Here is a 23,214-nt window from a genome sequence, read left to right on the forward strand (position 1 = left end):
ACCTCGGGGGCCGCACGTGTTCACCTTGCGTTCACTTGCGACCGGCGAACCGGCTACCTGGCACTTCTAACTTTCGTGTCAGCCGGTCAGTGCCGGTCCTCGGGCCCCGGGATCGGGGCGCCAAGTCAGACGCGAAGGGAAACCCCTCAGGTGAAGCTCCAGCGGTACGGCACTATTGCCTGCCTCGCCCTCGCCGCGACGCTCGGCCTCAGTGCATGCGGCTCGGACAACAACGAGCCCGCCTCCGGCGCGAGCGCCTCGGGCTCGGCCGCCGCGGTCGACTGCGCTACCGGAACGCTCAACGCCCAGGGCTCGTCGGCGCAGAAGAACGCCATGGCCGAGTGGATCAAGGCGTACCAGCAGAAGTGCCAGGGCACCACGATCAACTACGAGGCTTCCGGCTCGGGCGCCGGCATCCAGGCGTTCATCGCCGGGACCGCCGACTTCGCCGGTTCCGACTCCGCGCTCAAGCCGGAGGAGCAGCCGCAGGCCGACGCCAAGTGCGCCGGCGGCAAGGCCATCCACCTGCCGATGGTGATCGGCCCGGTGGCCGTCGCCTACAACGTCAGCGGCGTGGACAACCTCCAGCTCAAGCCGGCCACCCTGGCGAAGATCTTCGCCGGCAAGGTCACCAAGTGGGACGACGCCACGATCAAGGCCGACAACCCGGACGCCAAGCTCCCGGCGACCACCATCCAGACCGTCCACCGTTCGGACGAGTCGGGCACCACCGACAACTTCACCAAGTACCTCTCGAAGACCGCTGAGAGCGACTGGACCCTCGGCAACGCCAAGGCGTGGAAGGCCCCGGGCGGCACCGGCGCCAAGGGCTCGGACGGCGTGGCCAGCCGGGTCAAGGGCGCCGACGGCTCCATCGGCTACATGGAGTGGTCGTTCGCCGAGAACGCCGGTCTGAAGATGTCGAAGATCGGCAACGGCAACGGCGAGTTCGCCGCGCTGACCGCCGAGGCGGCTGGCAAGACCATCGCCGGCGCTGCCATCGAGGGTCAGGGCGACGACCTCAAGCTGAAGATCGACTACAACACCAAGGAGGCCGGGGCGTACCCGATCGTCCTGGCGACGTACGAGATCGTCTGCAGCAAGGGCCTCGCGGCCGACAAGCTCAAGCTGGTCAAGGGCCTCCTGGGCCACGCTGCCAGCGCCGAGGGCCAGGCCTCTCTCACCGAGCTGGGCTACGCCCCGCTGCCGGAGACGGTCCGCACCAAGGTCGAGACCGCGGTCAAGAACCTCTCCTGACCCGATTCCACACCTCCGCAACCGAATCGAGCGAGCAGATGGGTGAAACCCCTCACCGCTCGGCCGACGCCGGCACCGGCGGGACGCGCGTGACCCAGAGTCACGAGTGGCCCGCCGGTGCCTCGGCGCGTGTGGCCGAGGCACCAGTCAGCACCCGTTCCCCGGGCGGCACCGGGCTGGGCGGCGGCGGCGCGCTGCCGCGCAGCCGTAAGTTCGGCGCCGAGCGGGCCTTCCGCGGTCTCACCCTGGCCGCCGGTACCGCCGTTCTGGTCATCATCGCCGCCATCGCGATCTTCCTGGTCGCCAAGGCGGTGCCGGCCCTCCGCGCCAACACCGAGAACTTCTGGTCCTACGAGGGCTGGTCCCCCAACGACACGGAGCCGAAGTTCGGCATCGGTGCGCTCGCCTTCGGCACCGTGCTCAGCTCGGCACTCGCGCTGCTCATCGCGGTTCCGGTGGCGCTCGGCATCGCGCTCTACCTGTCGCACTACGCGCCGCGCCGGCTGGGCACCGCGCTCGGTTTCCTGATCGACCTGCTGGCCGCCGTACCGAGCGTGGTCTTCGGCCTCTGGGGACGGGACGTCTTCAGCAGCCCCGTCCGGGACTTCTCCATCTGGCTGAACCAGCACTTCGGCTGGATCCCGCTCTTCGGTGGCGACGGCCCCTTCGGCGCGTCAGTCATGCTGGGTGCCCTGGTGCTCGCGATCATGGTGCTGCCGATCATCACCTCGCTCTCCCGCGAGGTGTTCCTCCAGACGCCCACCGCGAACGAGGAGGCCGCCCTCGCCCTGGGCGCCACCCGCTGGGAGATGCTCCGCACCGCGGTGCTCCCGTACGGCCGCCCCGGCATCATCGCCGCGATGATGCTCGGTCTCGGCCGGGCGCTCGGCGAGACCATCGCATTGGCGCTGACCCTCGGCATCACCTTCGGCATCTCGTTCAACCTGATCCAGAACGGCGGCAACACCATCGCCGCGAACATCGCCAACGCGTTCGGCGAGGCGAACGAGACCGGCCGGGGCGCGCTCATCGCCTCCGGTCTGGTGCTGTTCACCATCACGCTGATCGTCAACATCACGGCTCGGGCGATCATCTACCGCCGCCGGGAGTTCACGGAGTCGGCCGCATGACCACAACCGCCACCTCCCACCGCACCCGGCCGCCGGCCCAGCCCGACTCGCTGCGGGCCAGACGACTGCCCTGGTACGCCGCCCCGGCCATCGCCGTGGCGGCCCTGGCGCTCTCCGCCGTGATCGTCTACGGCGCAGGCGTCGGCGGCCCGGTCCTCGTGGTCGTCCTCGGCGCGATCCTCTACCTGGTCGGCCTCTTCGCCGCCGCGAACGCGGTCGAGGGGCGCCGGTCGGCCCGCAACCGCACCTGGAGCGCACTGATCCACTCCGCCTTCGTGCTTGCGGTGCTGCCGCTCGTCTCGGTGGTCTGGACGCTTGTCAGCAAGGGCACCGAGCGGCTGGACGTCAACTTCTTCCAGACCTCGATGAACAACATCGGGGCCCGGGACGCCAACGGCGGCGCGTACCACGCGATCGTCGGCACGCTGGAGCAGGTCGGCATCGCCACCCTGATCACCGTCCCGCTCGGCGTCCTCTGCGCGATCTACATCGTCGAGTACGGACGGGGCAAGTTCGCCTTCGCGATCCGTTTCTTCGTGGACGTGATGACCGGCATCCCGTCGATCGTCTCCGGCCTCTTCGTGCTGGCGTTCTGGGTGCTGATCGTGTCGCCGTGGTTCAACGACGGTCGGCCCAGCTTCTCCGGCTTCGCCGCCGCGCTCGCACTGAGCGTGCTCATGCTGCCCACGATCGTCCGGTCCACCGAGGAGATGCTCCGCCTCGTGCCGGCGCCACTGCGCGAGGGCGCGTACGCGCTCGGCGTACCCAAGTGGAAGACCATCCTGCGGGTGGTGCTGCCGACGGCGCTGCCCGGCATCGTCACCGGCGTCATGCTCGCCATCGCCCGCGCGGCAGGCGAAACCGCGCCGGTGCTGCTGGTCGCCGGCGGCGGCGCAGCGATCAACACCAACCCCTTCGAGAACAACCAGTCGTCGCTGTCCCTCTTCGTCTACCAGCAGGCCGGTGACGCGTCGAAGTACGCGCCGGCACGGGCGTGGACCGCGGCACTCACCCTGGTCGCCCTCGTACTCATCCTGACGATCGCGGCGAAGTTGCTGGCCCGTCGCAACAGGCTCAGCCGATGAACCCCGGAGGTACCACCATGGCCAAGCGCGTCTCCGCCTCGAACGTCACCGCGTACTACGGCGGCTTCAAGGCGATCGAGAACATCAACCTGACGGTCGAGCCGAAGACGGTGACCGCCCTCATCGGGCCGTCCGGTTGCGGCAAGTCGACGTTCCTCCGGTCGATCAACCGGATGCACGAGGTGCTGCCGGGGGCCCGGGTCGAGGGCAGCCTGACCATCGACGACCAGGACATCTACGACCGGGACGTGGACGTCACCGCGGTTCGGCGCACCATCGGCATGGTCTTCCAGCGGCCGAACCCGTTCCCCACCATGAGCATCTTCGAGAACGTGGTGGCCGGGCTGAAGCTGAACGGGGTCCGCAAGAAGTCGATCCTGGAGGACGCGGCCGAGAAGGCCCTGCGCGCCGCGAACCTGTGGGGCGAGGTCAAGGACCGGCTGGGCAAGCCCGGCGCCGGCCTCTCCGGCGGTCAGCAGCAGCGGCTCTGCATCGCCCGGACCATCGCGGTCGAGCCGCAGGTCGTCCTGATGGACGAGCCGTGCTCCGCCCTGGACCCGATCTCCACGCTGGCGATCGAGGACCTGATGTTCCAGCTCAAGGACAAGTTCACGATCATCATCGTGACGCACAACATGCAGCAGGCCGCGCGGGTGTCGGACCGGACCGCCTTCTTCTCGATCGAGAAGACCGGTGACCCGGGCCGGCTGATCGAGTACGACAACACCCAGAAGATCTTCAGCAACCCGAGCGTGAAGAAGACCGAGGACTACATCACCGGCCGCTTCGGCTGAGCCGCTGGCTCCCGTTCCGCCAGGGGCGTCGGTCGACCTGACCGGCGCCCTTTCGCGTACCCGGACACGGTTTCCGCCCAGACCCAGGCGGTCCCGACCGCGCCTCAGACCTGGGCAACTTCACGGATACTGCTGTCTCCGACGTGACCGAGGCAGCAGCATCCCCGAAGTTGCGCGGATCTTGACGGCGTGCGCCGGACGCGAGGGCAGCGCAGCGCGGGGCAGGCGGGTCAGCCCAGGACGAAACGGGGCTCGCCGTCCGGCGGTAGGTCCAGGCGGGGGGTGACCGGGCTGGCGGCGTCCCGATCGGCCGCCGCCCGCGCCACTCCGGCGAGGTCGCCGGCCGCCGCCACCTGAGCCAGCGTGACAAGGGTCGGTGGCAGCATGGTCAGCTCGCCGGCCTGCGCGCGGGCCAGCGCGTCCGCCGGCCGGATCCACAGCGTGTGGTCGGCCTCGCCGGAGACGTCGCGGGTCCGCTGGCCCGCCGGCAAGAGGGCGACGAAGAAGTACGTGTCGAAGCGACGCGGCTCGAAGTCGGGAGTGACCCACCGGCTCCACGGCAGCAGCAGGTCCGACCGGAGGGTGAGCCGACGGTCGGCCAGCAGCGCGGCGAAGCCCAGCCGGCGCCCCTCCAGGTCCTGTCGGGCCGCCTCCCAGTCGTCGCCGCTGACGTCACCCACCACGGTCTCCCGGTCCGGGCCGGCGAGCAGGACACCGGCCTCCTCGAAGACCTCCCGGGCAGCGGCGCAGACCACCGCCTGCGCGGCCTGCGGGGCCACGCCCAGCCGGTCCGCCCACTCACCCGGTGTGGGCCTGGCCCAGTCCAGGTGCGCCTCCGAGTCGGAGCGGTCCACCCCGCCGCCGGGGAAGGCGTACATCCCGCCGAAGGTCATCGCGGCGACCCGGCGGATGACGTACACCTCGAAGTCGTCGTCGGTCGGACGCAGCAGCAACACGGTGGCCGCGACCCGGGGCGTGGCCGGGACGCCACCCTCGGCCTGGAACCGGCGGGCGTGCTCGACCAGGGCGGCCGGGGCGGCGAAGCCGGCGCTGTCGATCGTCATGCCGCGAGCCTAGTTCCCCCGGGCCGAGCCACCACCGGGCCGGACCAGCGGGGCCGGACCAGCGGGGCCGGACCAGCGGGCCGCACCACCGACCACGCCCTTTGCTCTGCTGCCGTATACGCACCACCCACACTCAGACCTCACGCATCAGCCTCACGCACCAGCCTCGGGCACCAGCCTCACGCACCACCCTCGGGCACCACCCTCACGCACCACCCTCGGGCACCACCCTCGGGCACCACCCTCACGCAGCGCCCTCGGGCGCGGCCGAGTGCTGGCGCTTCGGCGGCAGCAGAGCAAAGGCAACGCAACAGGTGGTTGGTAGGCGAGGGGGCGGGCGACCCGGCAACCGCAGGGGTTAGCGTTCCGGCATGACTCGTTGGGGCATCCTGGCCACCGGCCACATCGCCAGCCGTTTCGCCGAAGACCTCCGGTTGGTGCCGGACGCCGAGTTGGTAGCGGTCGGTTCCCGCGCCGCAGAGAGCGCGCGGCGCTTCGCCGACACGTACGGCGCGGAGCGTGCCTACGGCTCCTGGGTGGAGCTTGCCGCCGACCCGGAGGTGGACGCGATCTACGTCGCGACCCCCCATTCCGCGCACTACGAGGCGGCGATGACCTGCCTCACCGCCGGGCGGGCGGTGTTGTTGGAGAAGCCGTTCACCCTCGACCTGGCCACCAGCACCGAGTTGATCGACACAGCGCGCGCCGCCGGGGTCTTCCTGATGGAGGCCATGTGGATGCGACTGAATCCGATGATCCTGCGGGTGGTCGAGCTGATCAGGGAAGGGGCGATCGGCACGGTCACCGGCGTCCGGGCCGACTTCGGGGTGGCCGGCCCCTTCCCGCCGGAGCATCGGATGCGCAACCCGGCGTTGGGCGGGGGCGCCCTGCTCGACCTGGGGATCTACCCGATCAGTCTGGCTCACCTGCTGCTCGGGGTGCCGCAGCACGTGCGCTCCTGGGCACAGCTGGGCCCGGAGGGCACGGACGAGAACACCGGCATCCTGTTCGGGTACGACAGCGGCGCGCTGGCGACCCTGAGCTGCGGCATGGTCGGGGCGAGTGAGTTGTCCGCGTCGATCGTCGGCAGCACCGGCCGGATCGACCTGCCGGAGCCGTTCTTCCGGCCGGGTTCGGTGACTCTGCACCGGGCCGGCGCGGAGCCGGAGACGATCACCGCCGAGGAGGCCGGCAACGGCTACCAGTACGAGGCGATCGAGGTGCAGCGCTGCCTGGCCGCCGGGCTGACCGAGAGCCCGGTGGTGCCGCACTCCACCACCCTCGAGGTGATGGCCCTGCTGGACACGGTCCGCGAACAGATCGGCGTGCGGTACGAGTGAACGTCGGAGGCCCCCGGGTGACCGGGGGCCTCCGACGCCGAGCGGAACGGGTCAGCCGAAGAGCGGCCGGACCAGCAGGTACATGATGCACGCGATAAGTGCGGCTGCCGGGAACGTGATGATCCAGGCGAGCACGATGTTGCCGGCCACGTTCCAGCGAACCGCGGAGAGCCGCTTGGTCGCGCCCACGCCCATGATCGCCGAGGTGATCGTGTGGGTGGTGGAGATCGGCGCCTTCAGCACCAGGGCGTTGAAGTAGAGCACCGCGCTCGCGACGGTCTCGGCGGCGAAGCCCTCCGGCGGCCCCAGGTCGATGATCTTGCGGCCGAGGGTCCGGATGATCCGCCAACCACCGGCGTACGTGCCGAGGGCCAGCATCGTCGCCGAGGTCCAGAACACCCATCCGGGAATGTGCGTCTTGCTCTCCTGGAAACCGCCGGTGTAGAGCGCCAGTACCACGATGCCCATGGTCTTGGCGGCGTCCTGCATGCCGTGACCGACCGACATGGCGGCCGCCGAGGCGGTCTGCGCCCAGCGGAAGCCCCGATTGAGCTTGCCCGGCTGCCCCTTCCGGAACAGCCACAGGATGGCCAGCATCAGCAGGTAGCCGAGGGTGAGGCCGACGATCGGCGAGAGCACCATCGGCAGCAGCACCTTCTCGCCGATGTTGACCCACTGCACGATGCCGCCGGTGGACAGCAAGGTCGCGCCGACCAGCCCGCCGAAGAGGGCGTGCGAGGACGACGAGGGCAGGCCGAAGTACCAGGTGATCAGGTTCCAGGCGATGGCGCCGAGCACCCCGGCGAAGACCACCCCCAGGCTGCTGATGCCGGTGGGCAGGGTGACCAGGCCGTCGCCGACGGTCTTGGCCACTCCGGCGCCGAAGTGCGCGCCGATGAAGTTGCCGACCGCGGCGAGCCCCAGGGCGATCCGAGGGGTCAGCGCCCGGGTGGAGACGCTTGTGGCGATCGCGTTGGCGGCGTCGTGGAAGCCGTTGGTGTAGTCGAACGCCAGGGCCACCGCGATCACCGCCAGCACGGCGATGAGTTCAGGGGACACCGGCTCAGGACTCCTTGACGGCGATGGTCTCGACGGTGTTGGCCACGTGCTCGAAGGCGTCGCAGGCAGCCTCCAGCTCGTCGGCGACCTCCTTCATCTTCAGCACCGTCAACGCGTCGTACTCACCCGAGAAGAGGCGGACGAGCAGCTGCCGGTTGATCCGGTCGCCCTCGTTCTCCAGCCGGTTGCACTCGATCCAGTAGTCCTCGAGGTCCTTCATCGACTTCAGCCGGGGCATCGCGTCGGCCGTCAACTTGGCCTGCTGGTCCAGCACGTTGACCATCTCGTGCAGCTCGCGGGGCAGCGCCGGAAGCTCGGTCAACCCGTACAGGTAGAGCAGGTCGCCGACCGCCTCGAGGTGGTCCATCACGTCGTCCAGCAGCGAGCCGAGCCGGTAGATGTCCTCCCGGTCGAACGGCGTGATGAAGGTCGAGTTGATCTTCTTGTACAGGTCGTGGGTGATCTGGTCGCTGTCGTGCTCGACCTCGGTCAGCCGCTCGCTGACGGACTGCACGTCCACACCGGGCAGGGCCAGCTCGTTGAGCAGCGTGGTGCCCCGGACCAGGTTCTGCGCGGCCCTGGTGAAGAGCTCGTAGAAGGCGCCCTCGGTGGGGCGGAAGGAAAACTTCACAGCACAGACCTCGTCGCGTCGGTGGAAGGGTGGCGGTGCCCAACGGGTGCCCGCTCGGTGAATGCTAGGAAACGGCGGAACCGGCAGTTCGCCGGCCCACCCCTGGCCAGGCGTCATTCACCGCTCGTTCATCTGCCGTTCATCTCGGCCGTCCCACCCGTACCCGCTCCCCCAGCCAGGAGCCGTTTCCGCTCCGTTGCAACGTCGAAATCGGCCGCCGGATACCCGAGGTCGAGCGTGTCGAACGTCTCACGCAGCAGGTGCGCGACCGCCCAGTCCCGGTACCACTTGCGGTCCGCCGGCACCACGAACCAGGGCGCCGCGTCCGTGCCGCACCGGCCCAGGGCCTCGGCGTACGCGGCCTGGTAGTCGTCCCAGCGCCCCCGCGAGTCGAGGTCGGAGGGGTTGTACTTCCAGTGCTTACGCGGGTCGGTGAGCCGGTCCATCAGGCGCTCGCCCTGCTCGGCGTACGAGATGTGCAACATCACCTTGATCAGGGTCACCCCGCCGTCGGTCAGCTCCCGCTCGAACGAGTTGATCTGGTCGTAGCGGGCTCGCCAGGTCGTCTCCGGCACCAGCGCGCCGACCCGCGCGATCAACACGTCCTCGTAGTGCGAACGGTTGAACATCCCCACGTAACCCGCCGGCGGCAGCTCCCGCCGGATCCGCCAGAGGAAGTCGTGCCGCAGCTCCTGACGGGTCGGCGGCCCGAACGAGCGGATGTGCAGGCCCAACGGGTTCATCGCGCCGGCCACCCGCTTGATCGTGCCGTCCTTGCCGCCGCAGTCCATGGCCTGGAGCACCAGCAGCACCCGCTGCGCCGGCCGCTCCGACCCGGTCTTGGCCATCGCGAAGAGCATCTCCTGCTGCCGGCCCAACTCCGCACCGACCAGCTCGACCTGCCCCCGGGCCCAGGTCTTCCGGTGCTCGCCGCGGCCCGCCGGCCCGGGCAGGCCGGGCGTGGACCGCGGGTCGACGGCGCCGAGTTCCACCGGCGCGGTGACCCGCAGAAGGTCCCGCACCGAGCCACCGTCCGGTGCCACGATCTGCCCTTGCTGGGGTGCGCTCATGCACGGATCATCGCTTAACCGCCACCGCTCCGCCTGCCGAGCGGCCCCGCGGCTCCCGGCCCGCCGACCGGCGCTCCCCGACCCGCACCCACGGTCGGGCCAGGACGGGGCTGCCGGCCCGCCCGCTCAGCGAGAGGATGTGGGGCGGGACGCCGACCGGAAATGGGGTGGTGGGTCGTGCGGGAACTGGCGACGGAGTTCGAGGCCGAGCGGGGCCGGCTGCTCGCGGTGGCCCACCGGATGCTCGGCAGCCGCAGCGAGGCGGAGGACGCGGTGCAGGAGACCTGGCTGCGTTACGCCGGCGCGCTGGCCCGACCGGCGGCCCGCGCCGAGATCCGTGACCTCTCCGCGTGGCTGACCACGATCTGCGCCCGCATCTGCCTGGACGTGCTCCGTTCGGCCCGGGTCCGCCGGGAGGCGTACCCCGGGCAGTGGCTGCCGGAGCCGGTGGTGAGCCCGTTGGGCGGCCTGTCGCCGGCTGACGGGTACGCTCCCGACCCGGCCGAACGGGCGGTCCGCACCGATCAGGTCGGCACCGCGCTGCTTGTTGTGCTGGAACGGCTCGCGCCGGAGCAACGGGTCGCCCTCGTGCTGCACGACGTGTTCGCGTTGCCGTTCACCCGGGTCGCGGCGGTGCTCGGCACCACCGAGGTGGCCGCCCGGCAGCTCGCCTCCCGGGCCCGCCGGGCGGTCAGCGCGCCGGATGTGCCTCGGCACACCGCCGACCCGGCCGAGCAGCGCCGGGTGCTCAAGGCGTTCGTCGCCGCCACCGAGTCCGGTGAGCTGGACCAACTGCTCCAGGTGCTCGCGCCGGAGGTGGTCTTCGTCGGCGACTCGGGCGGGCACTTCCCCGCCGCCCGTCGGCCGGTGCTCGGCGCGGACGCCGTGGCCCGCCTCACGCTCAGCCTGTTCGGCCGGACCGGCCGCTACGCCGACCGGGTGCTGGCTCGGCCCGTGCTCGTCGACGGCGCGCTCGGCCTGCACATGGAGACGGCGCACACCGACGGGCGGCCGATCCGCCTGGTCACCGCGTTCGCCGTGGACCAGGGCCGGATCACCGCCATCTACAACCAGCTCAACCCGGAGAAGCTGACCGACCTGCCGCCGCTCGACGGCGACGACGGCTGGCCACCACGCTGGTGACGCGGCCCTAACGGGCGTGCGGCGTCAGACCACCAGGGCCAACCACTTGCGGTACGCGGTGGCGAACGGCTCGGTGCCGTCGCCCAGGGCCCCGAACAGCCGCTGGGCCGCGGCCTCCGCCTCGGCCACCACGTCGTCCGGGTAGCCGAACCGGGCCCGGTGCTCGGCGAACTCGTCCTCGTCGAGCAGCTCCACCAGGCCGGTGGCCCGACGCCTGACGACGTCCAGGTCCAGGTCGATCAGGTGGACGGTGTCGTCGGACTCCCAGCGGGCCGGCGTCGTGATGTCGCAGTAGACCTCGCTGGTGCGCGGCGGTGGGTTGAACATGGCCGTCCACCAGGCCCGATGGGGCACCAGCAGCACGAATGGGATCTTCTCCACCGAGGGTCGGCCGTGGTAGACCGACTCGGTGCCCTCGGGCACGCCGAGCCAGATGCCGAGATCGTCCTCGGTGAGCCGGCGGGCCGGGTAGTCGCGGTGGGCGCTGCCGTCGTACTTGCGGTAGATCACGCGGACCATGTCGCTCGGCATGATTCGCACCCTAACCGATACTGCCCAACACGTCGTAGCGCGGCCGTAACCGGACGGGGTCGTCCAGCCGACCCGTCCGGTCGACGGCACGCCACGCGGCGGATGGGCGCGGTCGGTGTCGGCGGCGCCGGGTACCGTCGCACGGTGACTCCGCCCCGCACCGCCACCGGTTCCGCCACCCCGTCGGCCCGCGCGAAGGGCCGGCGGCGGGGTGCCCGGCCCAGCGGCACGGAGCTGCTTGCGGCGGCGGTCGGCGCGGTGCCCGGCGGCGCGGAACGCCCCGGCCAGCTACAGATGACCACGGCGATCGAGGAGTGCGTGGCCGGCGGCGAGCACCTGCTCGTGCAGGCGGGCACCGGCACCGGCAAGTCACTGGCGTACCTCGCGCCGGCGCTCACAGTGGACGGCCCGGTGGTGGTCTCCACCGCCACCCTGGCGTTGCAGTCCCAGCTCGTCGACCACGACCTGCCCCGGCTCGCCGACGCGGTAGAGCCGGTGCTCGGCCGTCGCCCCACCTTCGCCGTGCTCAAGGGCCGCCACCACTACCTCTGCCTCGCCCGCCTGGACAACTCCACCGAGGAGGAGCCGGAGGACACCCTCTTCGACGCCCCTGCGGCACGTCCCGGCGGCGGCACGAAGTGGCTCGGTGAGGCGGGCCGGTTGGGCAAGCAGGTCGAGCGGCTGCGCGACTGGGCCGAGAAGACCGCCACCGGCGACCGGGACGAGCTGGACCCAGGCGTCGACGACCAGGCCTGGCGGCTGGTGTCGATGCCGGCCCGCGAGTGCGTCGGCGCGACCCGGTGCCCGTTCGGGCAGGAGTGCTTCGCCGAGGCGTCCCGGGCCCGCGCCCGGGAGGCCGACATCGTGGTGACAAACCACAGCCTGCTCGCTGTCGACATGCTCGCCGACCGGCACATCGTGCCCCCGCACAAGCTGCTCATCGTCGACGAGGCGCACGAGCTGGCCGACCGGGTCTCCTCCGCCGCGCAGGCCGAGCTGGTGCCGGAGCTGATCGACCGGACCACCCGGCGGGCCCGCACGCTGCTGCGCCCGGAGACCGCCGAGGCGCTCACCGCCGCCGGCGACGCGCTCGCGGTCGGGCTGGCCGAGGCGCCGGCCGGGCGGATCACCGCAGGATTGCCGACACCGCTGCGGGAGGCGTGCACCCTGCTCGACGCCGCGACCCGCACCGCCCTCGACGCGATCGGCGACATCAAGGCCGACGACCCCGACCCGGTCCGCAAGCAGCAGGCCAAGGCCGCCCTGGACGAACTCTCCACCACCACGCAGCGGTTGCTGGAGGAGGCCGACCACGACGTGGCCTGGGTGGAGAAGAACGACAGCGGCAGCCGCCGGGCGCTCGTCGTCGCGCCGCTCTCGGTCGCCGGCACCCTCGCCACCCACCTGTACGACGAACGCACAGTCGTCGCCACCTCGGCGACCCTGGCGCTCGGCGGCCGGTTCGACACTGTCGCCCGCGCTCTCGGGCTGGACGCGCCACCACCCGCCCCGCCCACCCCCGCCTCGGCCGCGCTGGCCGCCCGCACCGGCCCGGGTCGCCCGGCCGCCGAGACGCCGGGCCGTCGCCTCGCCGGCGACGTCACCCCGAACGCCGTCGTACCGGCCACCGAGGGCCCCGGGTGGCGGTCACTCGACGTCGGCTCGCCGTTCGACTACGCCCGGCAGGGCATCCTGTACGTCGCCGCGCACCTCCCCCGCCCCAGCGTCTCCGGGCTGCCCGAGGCTGCCGGAGAGGAGTTGCTCGGGCTGGTCGAAGCGCTCGGTGGTCGTACTCTCGGGCTCTTCTCCTCCCGGCGGGCCGCGCAGCAGGCGGCGGAGCTGTTGCGGGCGCGGACCGACCTCCCGGTGCTGCTTCAGGGCGAGGAGGCGTTGCCGCTGCTGGTACGTCGCTTCCGTGAGGAGCGCGCGAGCTGCCTGTTCGGGGTGATGTCGCTCTGGCAGGGGGTGGACGTGCCTGGCGACGCCTGCCAGCTCGTCGTCATCGACCGGCTGCCGTTCCCCCGCCCGGACGAACCGCTGGCGGCCGCCCGCGCCGCTGCTGTCGACGCCGGTGGCGGCTCCGGCTTCGCGGCGGTCAGCGTGCCGATCGCGGCGGTACGGCTGGCGCAGGGCGTGGGCCGGCTGATCCGGGCGACCGGCGACAAGGGTGTGGTCGCGGTGCTCGACTCACGGCTGGAGACGGCCCGCGGTTACGGGCCGTTCCTGCGCCGGTCGCTGCCCCCGTTCTGGTACACGACGCGCCCCGAGGTGGCCCGCGGCGCCCTGGAACGCCTCGCCAAATCCTGACGCCCACCTCCGCCGGCCCGTCGCACCGCGCGCCGCGCCGGCTAGGGGGCCTGGGAGGCGACGACCACGGCGTCGGGTGGGGTGTCCGGGACCCGTCGGGCGGCAAGCCGGCGGATCGCGGTGTTCAGCACCGCGATGAGCGGCACGGAGACCAGCGCGCCGGTGATGCCGGCGAGTACGACACCGGCGGCGATACCGATGATCACCGCGAGCGGGTGCAGTGCGACCGCCCGGCCCATGATCAGCGGTTGCAGGATGTGACCCTCCACCTGCTGCACCACGATCACCGCGGCGAGGATGATCAACGCGGTGACCGGGCCGCTGTCGACCAGGGCCACCAACACCGCCACGCCGCCGGAGAGCGCCGCACCGACGATCGGGATGAACGCGCCGAGGAAGACCAACGCGGCAAGCGGGAAGGCGAACGGGATGTCGAAGGCGACCAGGAAGATGCCGATGCCGACCGCGTCGATGAAGGCGACGAGCACTGTCGCGCGGACGTAGGCGACGAGCGTCTGCCAGGAGGCGCGGCCCGCGTCGTCGACCTTCCACCTGGCGGCCACCGGCAGCAGCCGGACCAGGAAACGCCAGATCCGGTTGCCGTCCCGCAGGAAGAAGAACGTCGCGAAGAGGACCAGCAGCGTGCCGGTCAGCACCTCGGCAAGCGTCGCGGCGGTGCTCAGCGCGCCGCTGGTGAACCTCGAGGTGTTGTTGTTGATCCAGGCCTGCGCCTCGTCGATGTAGCGGTCGAGCTGGGTGTCGGAGAGGTGCAGCGGGCCGGTCTTCAACCAGTTCTGGATCTGCCGGACGCCCTCCGACGACTTCTCACTCAGCTCCGGTACGCCGCGGATGAACTCGTTGACCACGAACGTCAGGGTGCCGATCACCGCGGCCAGGCCGCCGACAAGCACCACCGCCGTCGCCAGCGACCGGGGGAACCGGACCCGCAGCAGCCAGCCGACAGCCGGCGCGAGCAACGCGGAGAGCAGCAGCGCGATGGCCAGCGGAATGATCACGATCTTGATCGTGCCGACGATCCGCAGCAGCGCCCAGGCCACGACGCCGATCACGATCAGTCGCCAACACCACGCGGCGGCGATCCGCAGCCCGTGCGGAACGTCGGCGTCGTCCCGACTGGATGTGGAGCTGTGCAGGTCCACCGGAGGTTCCGCGCCGTAGACCGTGGCGCTCGACGGCGCGGTCGGCCCCGGCACAGCCGGCGAAGCGACCCGGGCACCCTCCGACACGTCGCTCAGCGCGTCGGACGACGGGCCCTCGTCGACGCGCACCGCCTCCTGTCGTGACTGGTAGGCGCGGCGAAGCCGCCCGCGTACCCGCTCGAAGCGGCTCAAGCGCACCTCCTGGCAGAAGACCCCGGCCCGCCAACGGCGACAGGTCGGACAGCATACGTCCGTTCCCGACACCGTAGGGCAGTTCAGCCACACATTGCCCCGAGCACCTCCGGCGTAACCACCGGCGGGCCACCGTCGGCCACACGGTAGCGTCTGCGGCGTGACCGTCGACAACGATCTCGACGCCGGCCTGCCGATCCGCCTGCTGCACGACCGCGTGCTGGTGCGGATGGAGGGCAGCGAGGGCGAACGCCGCTCCACCGCCGGCATCGTCATTCCGGCGACCGCCGCCGTCGGCAAGCGCCTCGCCTGGGCCACCGCGGTCGGGGTCGGGCCGAACGTCCGCGCCATCGTCTCCGGCGACCGGGTGCTCTTCGACCCGGACGACCGCTCCGAAGTCGAGCTGCACGGCCGCGGTTACGTACTGCTGCGGGAGCGGGACGTACACGCCGTGGCCGCCGAGCGGATCGAGAACGACTCGACCGGCCTCTACCTCTGACGCACCTCCCCCGGCCACCGGGCCCCGTCGCGCACCGTTTGCCCGGCCGCACGACGGGAAGCCATCCGGCGACCGTGGCCCTGGGGAGGGACGATGCCGGTATTCGTGAAGAAGCTGTTGACCTGGGGCAGTGTCGCGTTCCTGATCTACTTCATGGCCTTCCGGCCGGACGGTGCCGCGCAGATGTTCAGGGCCATCGGAGCCGCGCTCATCGCGATGTTCCAGGGCCTAGGTGACTTCCTCACCTCACTGATGACCTGACACCAAGCCCCGCAAGCCCCACCACAGCAAGCCCCACCAGGCGCGCCACGCCACGCCAGGCGCGCCACGCCACGCCACGCGCGCCACGCCACGCCACGCGCGCCACGCCACGCCACGCGCGCCACGCTTCGTCGATCATGGAGTTGTGGTGGGTGACAAAGTTCATGGGTAAGGACAAACCAGGCACCACAACTCCTTGATCGACGACGATCAGCGGCGATCTTGCACTTTCTGTCCCGACATACGGGGCGTTTGAGGCCTTTCGACGACAGGAACTGCAAGATCGGCGCCGACGGGGCGGGGCGCGGGGTCGCCACGCCTGGCCCTTGGTCGCGGGGTCAGGGGTGGGTTGGCGGCCAGGGGGGTGCTGAGCGCGGGCCTGGCCAGCCGGGCGGGGCGTAGCCCAGCGGAGCCGGGGCGGGGGCCAGCACCACCGGGATCGGCACCACCGGCTCGTCCGGGGCGTCCACCGGGCGCTGCGTACCGTCCGGGAAGCGCAGGTGGTAGCGGCTGCCGTCCCAGACCCCCGCCGGGGCCTGTGGGTCCCGACCGACGAAGAACGTCCGGTACGCGCTGATCGCGTCCAGCAGTTCGCGCTCCTCGCGGGCGGTCCGCTCCTGGTCGGCTGGTTTGCGGTCCAGGCCGCGCAGCGCCCCGTCGCGTAGCAGGGCCAGCCGGGTGGCGGCGGACTGGTAACCGCGCATCGCCCGTACCCCGGCGTCGCCGGCGACCCGACGCGCCCAACTGCGGGCGGCGTGCCGCCGGCCGAGACTGCTGAGGGCGGCGACCTCGGGCGGGCTGAGCCAGCCGGCGCGGACATAGTCCGGCAGGACCCGCTCGGTGAGCCGCCCCTCCCAGGCGCGCAGCCACAGCGCCAGCCCGACGGTGCCGAAGAAGACCGGCACCATGAGGCCCAGGAAGCCGTACAGCATGATCACGGCTTCGCCGGTGGCCTGGGTCAGCGTGGGCAGCAGGTTCCACGTGCCGTGCAGCATCATCGCCAGCAGCAGGCCGGCGATCGGGGCGAGCACCCGGATGCGTCGGTCGGCCGTCCGGGAGGCGATGCCCAGCCCCACACCCGTCATCGAGGTGAAGAGGGGATGGGCGAACCCGAACAGCAGGATCCGCAGGATGAAGATCGCGATGACCTGCTGGATACCGGTGGCGGGGCCGTAGCGGTCGGCACCTGACGCGTAACCCAACCCGCCGAGGTAGAGGATGTTCTCCACCATCGCGAAGCCGACCGCGGAGAGCCCGCAGTAGACCAGGCCGTCGGTGATTCCGGACCACTCGCGGCGGCGGAACACCAGCAGCAGGATCGGGCCGAGTGCCTTGGTCAACTCTTCGATGAACGGCGCCACCAGCACCCCGGTGAGCGCGGACGGCAGACCCCAGTCGTCGAACTGGTTGGCCGCGAAGTCGTTCACCTTGAGCGAGGCGGCGGTGGAGACGAACGCCCCCCAGGCGAAACAGAAGATCAGGTACTTCAGCGGTTCCGGTTCGTAGCGGTCCAGCCAGAGGAAGCAGGCGACGAGCACCGGCACCGGCAGGATGGCGGCGACCACCCCGATCAGCAGGGCCTGCGCACCGAGCGACTGCCCGAGTGTGAAGACCATGAACACGGCGCACGCGGCGATGAGCAGCACCACCCCGGCCAGCACCAGGAACCGCCGCCAGCCCAGCCGGCGCAGCGGCATCCGGGGCGTCTCGCCCGTGGGCGGGGCGGCGGGCGCGGGCGGAACGGCGGACGCGGGCGGAACGCCAGGCGACGCCGGCAGCGGCCCACCGGACGGAACGGCAGGCGACGCTGGCAGCGGCCCACCGGGCGGGGCGTCGGGCGACGGCGGCAGCGGTGTACCGGGCGGGGTGTCGGCCATGCGGTCAGCGTAGCCATCCGCCGCCGGCTGGTTCGGTCGCATCGGTAGCCGCTATGCTGCCGGCAGGTCACGAGCGCCAGCGTCAAGCCCCGGCTTGCTGGCCGGCAACCCTCGTCGAGTTCGCGGTGGGGTGCCCCGGGTGATGACCGGGCCCAGCCCGATCGGCGTGCTGGGCAAGCGCGGACCCCGTCCCGATGCCGCACCCGGGGTCCCTGACCCCGGAGGTTCCGGCGTGTCCGTCTCTGTCGTACCCGCACCGTCACGTCTGCCCACCGTGCCGTCGGCGGCGTCCGCCCCGCTCGACGTCCTGGGCGTACCCGGTGAGATCAACCTGGACTACGCGGCAAGTGCGCCGTGCGCGCGGGCCGCCGCCGACGCGGTGGCCGAGCTGCTGCCCTGGTACGCGAGTGTGCACCGCGGCGCCGGAGCGCTGTCGCGGCGCTGCACCCTCGCGTACGAGCAGGCGCGCCAGACGATCGGTGACTTCTTCGGGGCTCGCGCCGACGATCACGTGATCTTCACCCGCAACACGACCGATGCGCTCAACCTGTTGGCGCGGGCCGTGCCGGCCGGCACGACGGTGGTCACGTTCGCCGGTGAGCACCACGCGAATCTGCTGCCCTGGCCCCGTGGGTCGGTGCGGTTGCCGGTGCCCGTCGACCCGGACGGGGCGGTACGCGATCTCGCCGCCGCCCTCGCCGAGCTGCGTCGGGGCAGCAGCCCGGCGCTGCCGGTGCTGGTGGCGGTGACCGGCGCGAGCAACGTGACGGGTGAGCGGTGGCCGGTCGCCGAGCTGGCGCGGGTGGCCCACCGGCACGGCGCCCGGATCGTGCTCGACGCCGCGCAGCTCGCCCCGCACGCCCCGGTCGACCTGCTCGCGCTCGACGTCGACTACCTGGCCGTGTCCGGCCACAAGTTGTACGCGCCGTTCGGCGCGGGTGTGCTGATCGGTCGGGGGGACTGGCTTGACGCCGCTCCGCCGTACCTGGCCGGTGGTGGGGCCACCAGCCATGTCGGGCCGGCCACCCACGACGTGACCTGGGCGACCGGTCCGGCGCGACACGAGGGCGGCACGCCGAACCTGCTCGGCGCGGTCGCACTGGCGGCGGTGTGCGCGGCGCTCGACGACGCGGACCAGGCCGCTCTTGTCGCCCACGAGCAGGCCCTGCTGGACCGGCTGCGGACCGGCATCGCCGCTCTGCCGCACGTCGTGGAGCTGAGCACGTTCGGCCCGGACGCGCCCCGGGTCGGCATCGTGTCGTTCGTGGTCGCCGGATGGGACTCCGCCGAGGTGGCCACCCGGCTCGCCGCCGAGCACCACATCGGCGTACGGGACGGGTTGTTCTGTGCCCACCCGCTGGCCCGGCGTCTGCTCGGCGAGGCGGCGGGGCGTACCGGCCGGCGGGACCTGCCGCCCACCGCGCTGCGGGCCAGCATCGGGCTGGGCAGCACGGCCGATGAGGTGGACCGGCTACTCGGGGCGCTTGCCGAGTTGGGCTGAGGCCGGGTCGGCGGGGGCCTCGGTCAGCCGACGGGCGGGGCGGTGGGCGGCTTCGGCGCCGCACCTGGCTCGACGGGCTCACCGACCGGGCGTTCCTGCTCCCCGAAGGCGGTGCGGATCCACCGGTTCGCCTCCTCCTGCTCGATCCCGGAGGCGACCAGCAGGTCGCTCGCGGTCGTCCGGACCTGGGCGATCACCACGCTGCCGGAGAAGCCCACCCCGTCGCCGTACGCGCGGCCGGCCTCGCTGACCGCCCGCAGCGACCGCTCCCGGGCCTTCTCCGGCTCCTCACCGGCGGCGAACTCGTGCTTGAGCAGCCGGACCGACTCGGCGAGGTGCCCGATCGCGTCCGGCATCGGATCGGGCACCGGCTCCTCGTCCTCGACGAGCGTCACGGACCGGCGGATCAGCGTGCCGCTGTTGCGCATCGCCCGGTCGATCGGGTCGGCCGCCTCCGCGTAGTGGGTCAGCTCGTCGCGCCGGTGCCAGCGGGCCGGGGAGAGGGTCGCCGTCTCCTTCGCCCCCTCGATCGCCTCGCCGAGCGTGGCGAGTTCCTCCTTGTTGTCGCGCAGCCTCTCCAGCGCGCCCTGGATGGTGGCGCGGTCCCGGTTGCGCAGCCCGTCAGCGGTGGCGTCGAGTTGGGCGGCCAGCAGGTCCAGGGCGGGCCGAGCCGCCCGGTTGATCACCCGCAGTGGGTTCAGCGGCAGCAACACCGCCGTGACCAGCAGCGCGACCCCACCACCGAGGAACGCGTCGACGAATCGGGGGATCTCGAGGTTCTGGGTCGACGGGCTCAGCGTCACGATCAGCACCGCGGTGGCCGCCGCCTGGATGACGATCGCGACGCTCGCTCCGGCGAAGATGGTGAGCAGGATCGCCACCGTGACCACCAGGCCGAGCTGCCACGCCCCGGTGCCGAGCAGATAGATCAGCAGGTCGCCGACGGCCACCCCGACCCCCACGCCGACGATCAACTCCACGGTCCGGCGGAACCGCTGCCCCACCGACGCGGCCAGGGTGCCGACCGCGGAGATCGGCGCGAAGACCGGTTGCGGGTTGCCGAGCACCTTGTGTGAGATCAGGTACGCGAGCCCGGCCGCCAGCCCGGCCTGCACGGCGAGCCCGCCGGCCATCCGTACCCGGTGCAGCCGGTCGTGCAGGGTGGCCCGGCTGCGGTGGCGTAGCTGTTCGGTGGCCTCGGCGATCCGCGCGCCGTCGATGTCCACCAACCCGTCGCGCAGCGCGGTACGTCGCACCACCGGCTGTCGCTTGTCCCGGGCCACGGCCATGGGCGCGACTACCCGTGGTGGGCGAGCTGAATCCTCCTGTCCCGCGCACGGTGGCTGGATGCGGCAGACTCGGGCGATGGTTGATCTGCTGGACCGGTGGCGGGCGGCGGCCCGGGGTGCCGGCGCGCGGCCCGATCCGGGCACGACGAGGGCCGGCGAGCAGTTGGTCGCCCGCTGGCGGGAGCCGCACCGGCACTATCACACGCTGGCCCACCTGACGGCGGTGCTCGACGTCGTCGACAAGCACGCCGACCTGGCTGGTCGGGCCGATGTGGTGCGGCTGGCGGCCTGGTTCCACGACGCGGTCTACGACCCCCGGGCCGTTGGCGACGTCAACGAACGGGACAGCGCCGCGCTCGCCGAGACCGTGCTCACCGGGCTCGGGGTGCCGGCGGTCACGGTGGCCGAGGTGCACCGGCTGGTGCTGCTCACCGCCGGGCACTCGGTGGCGCCGGGCGACCGGGACGGCGCACTGCTCTGCGATGCCGACCTGGCCGTGCTTGCCGCACCGTCGGCCCGTTACGCGAGTTACACGGCGGCGATCCGGCGGGAGTACGCCCACGTGCCGGAGCCGGCCTTCCGGGCTGGCCGGGCCGCCGTGTTGACCGGCCTGCTGGCGTTGCCCGCGCTGTTCCGGTCGCCGCCACTGGCCAGCCGCTGGGAGGTGCCCGCCCGGGACAACGTGCGCCGTGAGCTGACCTCGCTCACCGGGGAACCGGAGAGCGCGGGCTGACCAGATGTTTCGGGCGACGCAGGCCGGCGGCCCGGAGCAACCGAACCAGTTCCCGGCTCGGCACCTCCCGGGCACCGAGCCACACCGCCGCCGCGAAGCGGTCGGCCGGAATGTCGTAGTGGTCCCGGTCGAAGCCGCGTCGGGGCGCGCCGAGTGCCTCGGCGAAGGCGTGCAGCTCGGCGTACGAGACGTCACTGATCAGGTGCGACCAGAGCCGACCACGCCACGGCCAGGCCGGCCGGTCCAGGTAGAGCATGGTGCCCAAGGTATCCCCCGCAGTCGATCATGTTGATGATCGCCGGCCGGCGACCTAGCCTCGGCTGCATGGCCCCCACCGCGCTCCTCGACGACCTGCGCGCCGCGCTCGGTGCCGACGCCGTGCTCACCGACCCGGACCTGCTGCGCGTGCACCAGCGCGACGAGGCCGACCTGTGCGACGCCGGCGTTCCGCTGGTGGTGACCCGCCCGCGCACCACCGAGCAGGTGGTGGCCGTGGTCCAGGCGGCGGCGCGGCACGGCGTACCTGTGGTGCCGCAGGGCGCACGGACCGGGCTGGCCGGCGCGGCGAACGCGGTGGACGGCGCGGTGGTGCTCAGCACCGTGGCGATGACCGAGATCCGGGAGATCGACCCGGTGAGCCGGATCGCCGTGGTCCAACCGGGGGTGGTCAACGCGGCGCTGGCCGGGGCGGTGGCGAAGCAGGGCCTCTGGTACCCGCCGGACCCCGGCTCCTGGGAGTCGTCCACGATCGGCGGCAACGTGGCCACCAACGCCGGTGGCATGTGCTGCGTGAAGTACGGCGTGACCACCGAGTACGTCCTCGGCCTGGAGGTGGTGCTCGCCTCCGGTGAGGTGCTGCGCACCGGCCGGCGTACGGCAAAGGGGGTTGCCGGTTACGACCTGACCCGGCTGTTCGTCGGGTCGGAGGGCACCCTCGGGGTGATCACCGAGGTGACCGTGGCGCTGCGACCCGCCCCGGCCGACTCGCTGACCCTGGTGGCGGTCTTCGGGTCCACCGCAACGGCCGGCGCGGCGGTGGCCGAGATCGCGGCTCGCGGGCTCACGCCCAGCCTGCTGGAGTTGCTTGACCAGACCCACCTGCGGGCGATCGAGGCGTACCAACCGATGGGGTTGCGGACCGACGCGCAGGCCCTGTTGCTCGCCGCCGCCGACACCGGCGCCCGGGCTGCGGACGACCTGGCGGTGCTGGCCGAGGTCTGCGAGGCCGTCGGTGCCGAGGAGGTCTACGCGGCCACCGACGCCGTCGAGGCGGCGGCGCTGTTGCAGGCCCGCCGGCTGGCCCACCCGGCCATGGAGAAGTTCGCGGCGGACGCCTACCCGGGCGGCAACGGCGGTCTGGTGATCGACGACGTGGCGGTGCCGCGTGGCGCGCTCGCCGCGCTCCTGGACGGGGTCGCCCGGATCGCGGCCGAGTGCGAGGTGCCGATCGGCGTGGTGGGGCACGCCGGGGACGGCAACATGCACCCGAACATCGTGGTCGACCGCGCCGATCCGGCGAGCGTGCAGCGGGGCCGGCGGGCGTTCGACGAGATCATGCGGCTCGGCCTGGAGTTGGGCGGCACGTGCACCGGCGAGCACGGGGTGGGCCTGCTCAAACGGGACTGGCTGGCCCGGGAGATCGGGCCGGTCGGCGTCCGCGTCCATCAGGCGATCAAGTCGGCGCTCGACCCGGCCGGCCTGCTCAACCCGGGCAAGGTGCTCTGACCTGCTGCGGTCAGCCCTTGACCTCGGCCGGGGTCGCCTGGGTGAGCAGCAGCAGGATCTCCCCGGCGACCGGCGTCAGCTCCTCACCCGGGCAGTCCTGCGAGGTGATCAGCCCGGCCGAGGTGATGAGGCTTGACGTCAGCGCGTCGATGCAGGTGGTCCGGTACCGCCGGGCCTGATCGGTCTCGTCGGCAAGCCTCGGGTTGGCGAGCAGCACCTGGAGCCGTTCGGTCAACTCCGGTGCGAGGGTGCCCCGGGACGTCACGCCGTCGCCGGCGCAGTCGACGCACTGCCATGCGCCGTTGCGCTCCACGCTCAGGGTGCGCATCGGCCCGTCCTCGCCGAGCCGCTGGAGCAGGCTGACCTGACCGGCGGCGACGGTGGTGGGGATCTCCAGTTGTGTTGCGCCACCCGCAGCGCCGGTCGACTGCGCGACAGGCGTTTCCGGCTTGTCCCGGTCGAAGAGCGAGCACCCGCCCAGGGCGCCGGCGAGCGCGACGGCGAGCACGGGTACGAGCAGACGAGGGCGCGCGCGGGCTAGCACGCGCGGAAACCTACCCCACCGT

The 23,214-nt window shown here is 72.1% G+C and carries 22 protein-coding genes and 1 riboswitch; of the genes, 12 read left to right on the top strand and 10 right to left on the bottom strand.

Annotated features, from left to right (window positions below):
* The first annotated feature begins 150 nt into the window (after window positions 1-150).
* The 4 genes from pstS to pstB are packed head-to-tail and all read left to right on the top strand — an operon-like array spanning window position 151 to window position 4,266.
* Entirely contained in the window at window positions 151-1,257 is a 1,107-nt protein-coding gene (pstS, locus tag AB0C15_RS11915) for a phosphate ABC transporter substrate-binding protein PstS (RefSeq protein WP_357351193.1), read from the top strand.
* A 38-nt stretch (window positions 1,258-1,295) separates the two neighbouring features.
* Window positions 1,296-2,387: a phosphate ABC transporter permease subunit PstC gene (pstC, locus tag AB0C15_RS11920; protein WP_357351194.1), complete on the top strand. Its 1,092-nt coding sequence runs from the start codon at window positions 1,296-1,298 to the stop codon at window positions 2,385-2,387.
* On the top strand, window positions 2,384-3,472 hold the full coding sequence (pstA, locus tag AB0C15_RS11925) for a phosphate ABC transporter permease PstA (RefSeq protein WP_357351195.1): 1,089 nt from the start codon (window positions 2,384-2,386) through the stop codon (window positions 3,470-3,472). The genes pstC and pstA overlap by 4 nt, the downstream gene beginning before the upstream one ends.
* A 17-nt stretch (window positions 3,473-3,489) precedes the next feature.
* A complete protein-coding gene (gene pstB, locus AB0C15_RS11930) occupies window positions 3,490-4,266 on the top strand; it encodes a phosphate ABC transporter ATP-binding protein PstB (protein ID WP_112584183.1) in 777 nt (258 codons plus the stop codon).
* 230 nt (window positions 4,267-4,496) lie between these two features.
* Here pstB and AB0C15_RS11935 read toward each other — a convergent pair whose 3' ends face one another.
* On the bottom strand, window positions 4,497-5,330 hold the full coding sequence (locus AB0C15_RS11935; protein WP_357351196.1) for an NUDIX hydrolase: 834 nt from the start codon (window positions 5,328-5,330) through the stop codon (window positions 4,497-4,499).
* Window positions 5,331-5,701: 371 nt separating this feature from the next.
* Between AB0C15_RS11935 and AB0C15_RS11940 the strand changes: the two genes are divergently transcribed.
* On the top strand, window positions 5,702-6,670 hold the full coding sequence (locus AB0C15_RS11940; RefSeq protein WP_357351197.1) for a Gfo/Idh/MocA family oxidoreductase: 969 nt from the start codon (window positions 5,702-5,704) through the stop codon (window positions 6,668-6,670).
* 51 nt (window positions 6,671-6,721) lie between these two features.
* Here AB0C15_RS11940 and AB0C15_RS11945 read toward each other — a convergent pair whose 3' ends face one another.
* From AB0C15_RS11945 to AB0C15_RS11955, 3 genes are all read right to left on the bottom strand, one after another.
* The gene (locus AB0C15_RS11945) at window positions 6,722-7,729 is read right to left on the bottom strand and encodes an inorganic phosphate transporter (protein WP_357351198.1); all 1,008 of its coding nucleotides are present in this window, start codon (window positions 7,727-7,729) and stop codon (window positions 6,722-6,724) included.
* 4 nt (window positions 7,730-7,733) lie between these two features.
* Window positions 7,734-8,360, bottom strand: coding sequence for a DUF47 family protein (locus AB0C15_RS11950; protein WP_357351199.1), 627 nt, complete (start codon window positions 8,358-8,360; stop codon window positions 7,734-7,736).
* Between the two features lie 128 nt (window positions 8,361-8,488).
* Window positions 8,489-9,430, bottom strand: coding sequence for a PPK2 family polyphosphate kinase (locus AB0C15_RS11955; protein WP_357351200.1), 942 nt, complete (start codon window positions 9,428-9,430; stop codon window positions 8,489-8,491).
* Between the two features lie 177 nt (window positions 9,431-9,607).
* Here AB0C15_RS11955 and sigJ point away from each other — a divergent pair, with 177 nt between their 5' ends.
* Window positions 9,608-10,573, top strand: a complete 966-nt coding sequence (sigJ, locus tag AB0C15_RS11960) for an RNA polymerase sigma factor SigJ (protein WP_357351201.1) — start codon at window positions 9,608-9,610, stop codon at window positions 10,571-10,573.
* A 24-nt stretch (window positions 10,574-10,597) separates the two neighbouring features.
* Here sigJ and AB0C15_RS11965 read toward each other — a convergent pair whose 3' ends face one another.
* The gene (locus tag AB0C15_RS11965) at window positions 10,598-11,104 is read right to left on the bottom strand and encodes a DUF402 domain-containing protein (protein WP_112674113.1); all 507 of its coding nucleotides are present in this window, start codon (window positions 11,102-11,104) and stop codon (window positions 10,598-10,600) included.
* A 102-nt stretch (window positions 11,105-11,206) separates the two neighbouring features.
* Between AB0C15_RS11965 and AB0C15_RS11970 the strand changes: the two genes are divergently transcribed.
* Window positions 11,207-13,411: an ATP-dependent DNA helicase gene (locus tag AB0C15_RS11970; protein WP_357351202.1), complete on the top strand. Its 2,205-nt coding sequence runs from the start codon at window positions 11,207-11,209 to the stop codon at window positions 13,409-13,411.
* Window positions 13,412-13,452: 41 nt separating this feature from the next.
* On the opposite strand, the gene AB0C15_RS11975 is transcribed toward AB0C15_RS11970, so the two are convergent.
* Window positions 13,453-14,763, bottom strand: coding sequence for an AI-2E family transporter (locus AB0C15_RS11975; RefSeq protein ID WP_357351203.1), 1,311 nt, complete (start codon window positions 14,761-14,763; stop codon window positions 13,453-13,455).
* Window positions 14,764-14,923: 160 nt separating this feature from the next.
* Between AB0C15_RS11975 and AB0C15_RS11980 the strand changes: the two genes are divergently transcribed.
* Window positions 14,924-15,262, top strand: coding sequence for a co-chaperone GroES (locus AB0C15_RS11980; protein WP_238676642.1), 339 nt, complete (start codon window positions 14,924-14,926; stop codon window positions 15,260-15,262).
* A 93-nt stretch (window positions 15,263-15,355) separates the two neighbouring features.
* Entirely contained in the window at window positions 15,356-15,523 is a 168-nt protein-coding gene (locus AB0C15_RS11985; protein ID WP_167337262.1) for a hypothetical protein, read from the top strand.
* 338 nt (window positions 15,524-15,861) lie between these two features.
* Here the strand turns inward: AB0C15_RS11985 and AB0C15_RS11990 are convergent, their stop codons facing one another.
* Window positions 15,862-17,442 (bottom strand): PrsW family intramembrane metalloprotease, encoded by a 1,581-nt coding sequence (locus tag AB0C15_RS11990; protein WP_357351204.1) that lies wholly within the window; start codon window positions 17,440-17,442, stop codon window positions 15,862-15,864.
* A gap of 23 nt (window positions 17,443-17,465) precedes the next feature.
* Window positions 17,466-17,586: riboswitch (SAM riboswitch) on the top strand.
* Window positions 17,587-17,665: 79 nt separating this feature from the next.
* Between AB0C15_RS11990 and AB0C15_RS11995 the strand changes: the two genes are divergently transcribed.
* The gene (locus tag AB0C15_RS11995; RefSeq protein WP_357351363.1) at window positions 17,666-18,901 is read left to right on the top strand and encodes an aminotransferase class V-fold PLP-dependent enzyme; all 1,236 of its coding nucleotides are present in this window, start codon (window positions 17,666-17,668) and stop codon (window positions 18,899-18,901) included.
* Between the two features lie 23 nt (window positions 18,902-18,924).
* Here AB0C15_RS11995 and AB0C15_RS12000 read toward each other — a convergent pair whose 3' ends face one another.
* On the bottom strand, window positions 18,925-20,127 hold the full coding sequence (locus AB0C15_RS12000) for an FUSC family protein (RefSeq protein WP_357351364.1): 1,203 nt from the start codon (window positions 20,125-20,127) through the stop codon (window positions 18,925-18,927).
* A 139-nt stretch (window positions 20,128-20,266) separates the two neighbouring features.
* Between AB0C15_RS12000 and AB0C15_RS12005 the strand changes: the two genes are divergently transcribed.
* Window positions 20,267-20,923 carry a metal-dependent phosphohydrolase gene (locus AB0C15_RS12005; RefSeq protein WP_357351205.1) on the top strand — a complete coding sequence of 219 codons (657 nt, stop codon included), beginning with the start codon at window positions 20,267-20,269 and terminating at the stop codon, window positions 20,921-20,923.
* Here AB0C15_RS12005 and AB0C15_RS12010 read toward each other — a convergent pair.
* Window positions 20,895-21,179: a DUF4031 domain-containing protein gene (locus AB0C15_RS12010; RefSeq protein ID WP_357351206.1), complete on the bottom strand. Its 285-nt coding sequence runs from the start codon at window positions 21,177-21,179 to the stop codon at window positions 20,895-20,897. The two genes, AB0C15_RS12005 and AB0C15_RS12010, sit on opposite strands and share 29 nt — an antisense overlap.
* A gap of 68 nt (window positions 21,180-21,247) precedes the next feature.
* Between AB0C15_RS12010 and AB0C15_RS12015 the strand changes: the two genes are divergently transcribed.
* Window positions 21,248-22,648 carry an FAD-linked oxidase C-terminal domain-containing protein gene (locus AB0C15_RS12015; RefSeq protein WP_357351207.1) on the top strand — a complete coding sequence of 467 codons (1,401 nt, stop codon included), beginning with the start codon at window positions 21,248-21,250 and terminating at the stop codon, window positions 22,646-22,648.
* 10 nt (window positions 22,649-22,658) lie between these two features.
* Here the strand turns inward: AB0C15_RS12015 and AB0C15_RS12020 are convergent, their stop codons facing one another.
* A complete protein-coding gene (locus tag AB0C15_RS12020; protein ID WP_357351208.1) occupies window positions 22,659-23,192 on the bottom strand; it encodes a hypothetical protein in 534 nt (177 codons plus the stop codon).
* Window positions 23,193-23,214 lie beyond the last annotated feature (22 nt).

The sequence above is a fragment of the Micromonospora sp. NPDC048835 genome (assembly GCF_040649995.1).
Classification (GTDB): domain Bacteria; phylum Actinomycetota; class Actinomycetes; order Mycobacteriales; family Micromonosporaceae; genus Micromonospora.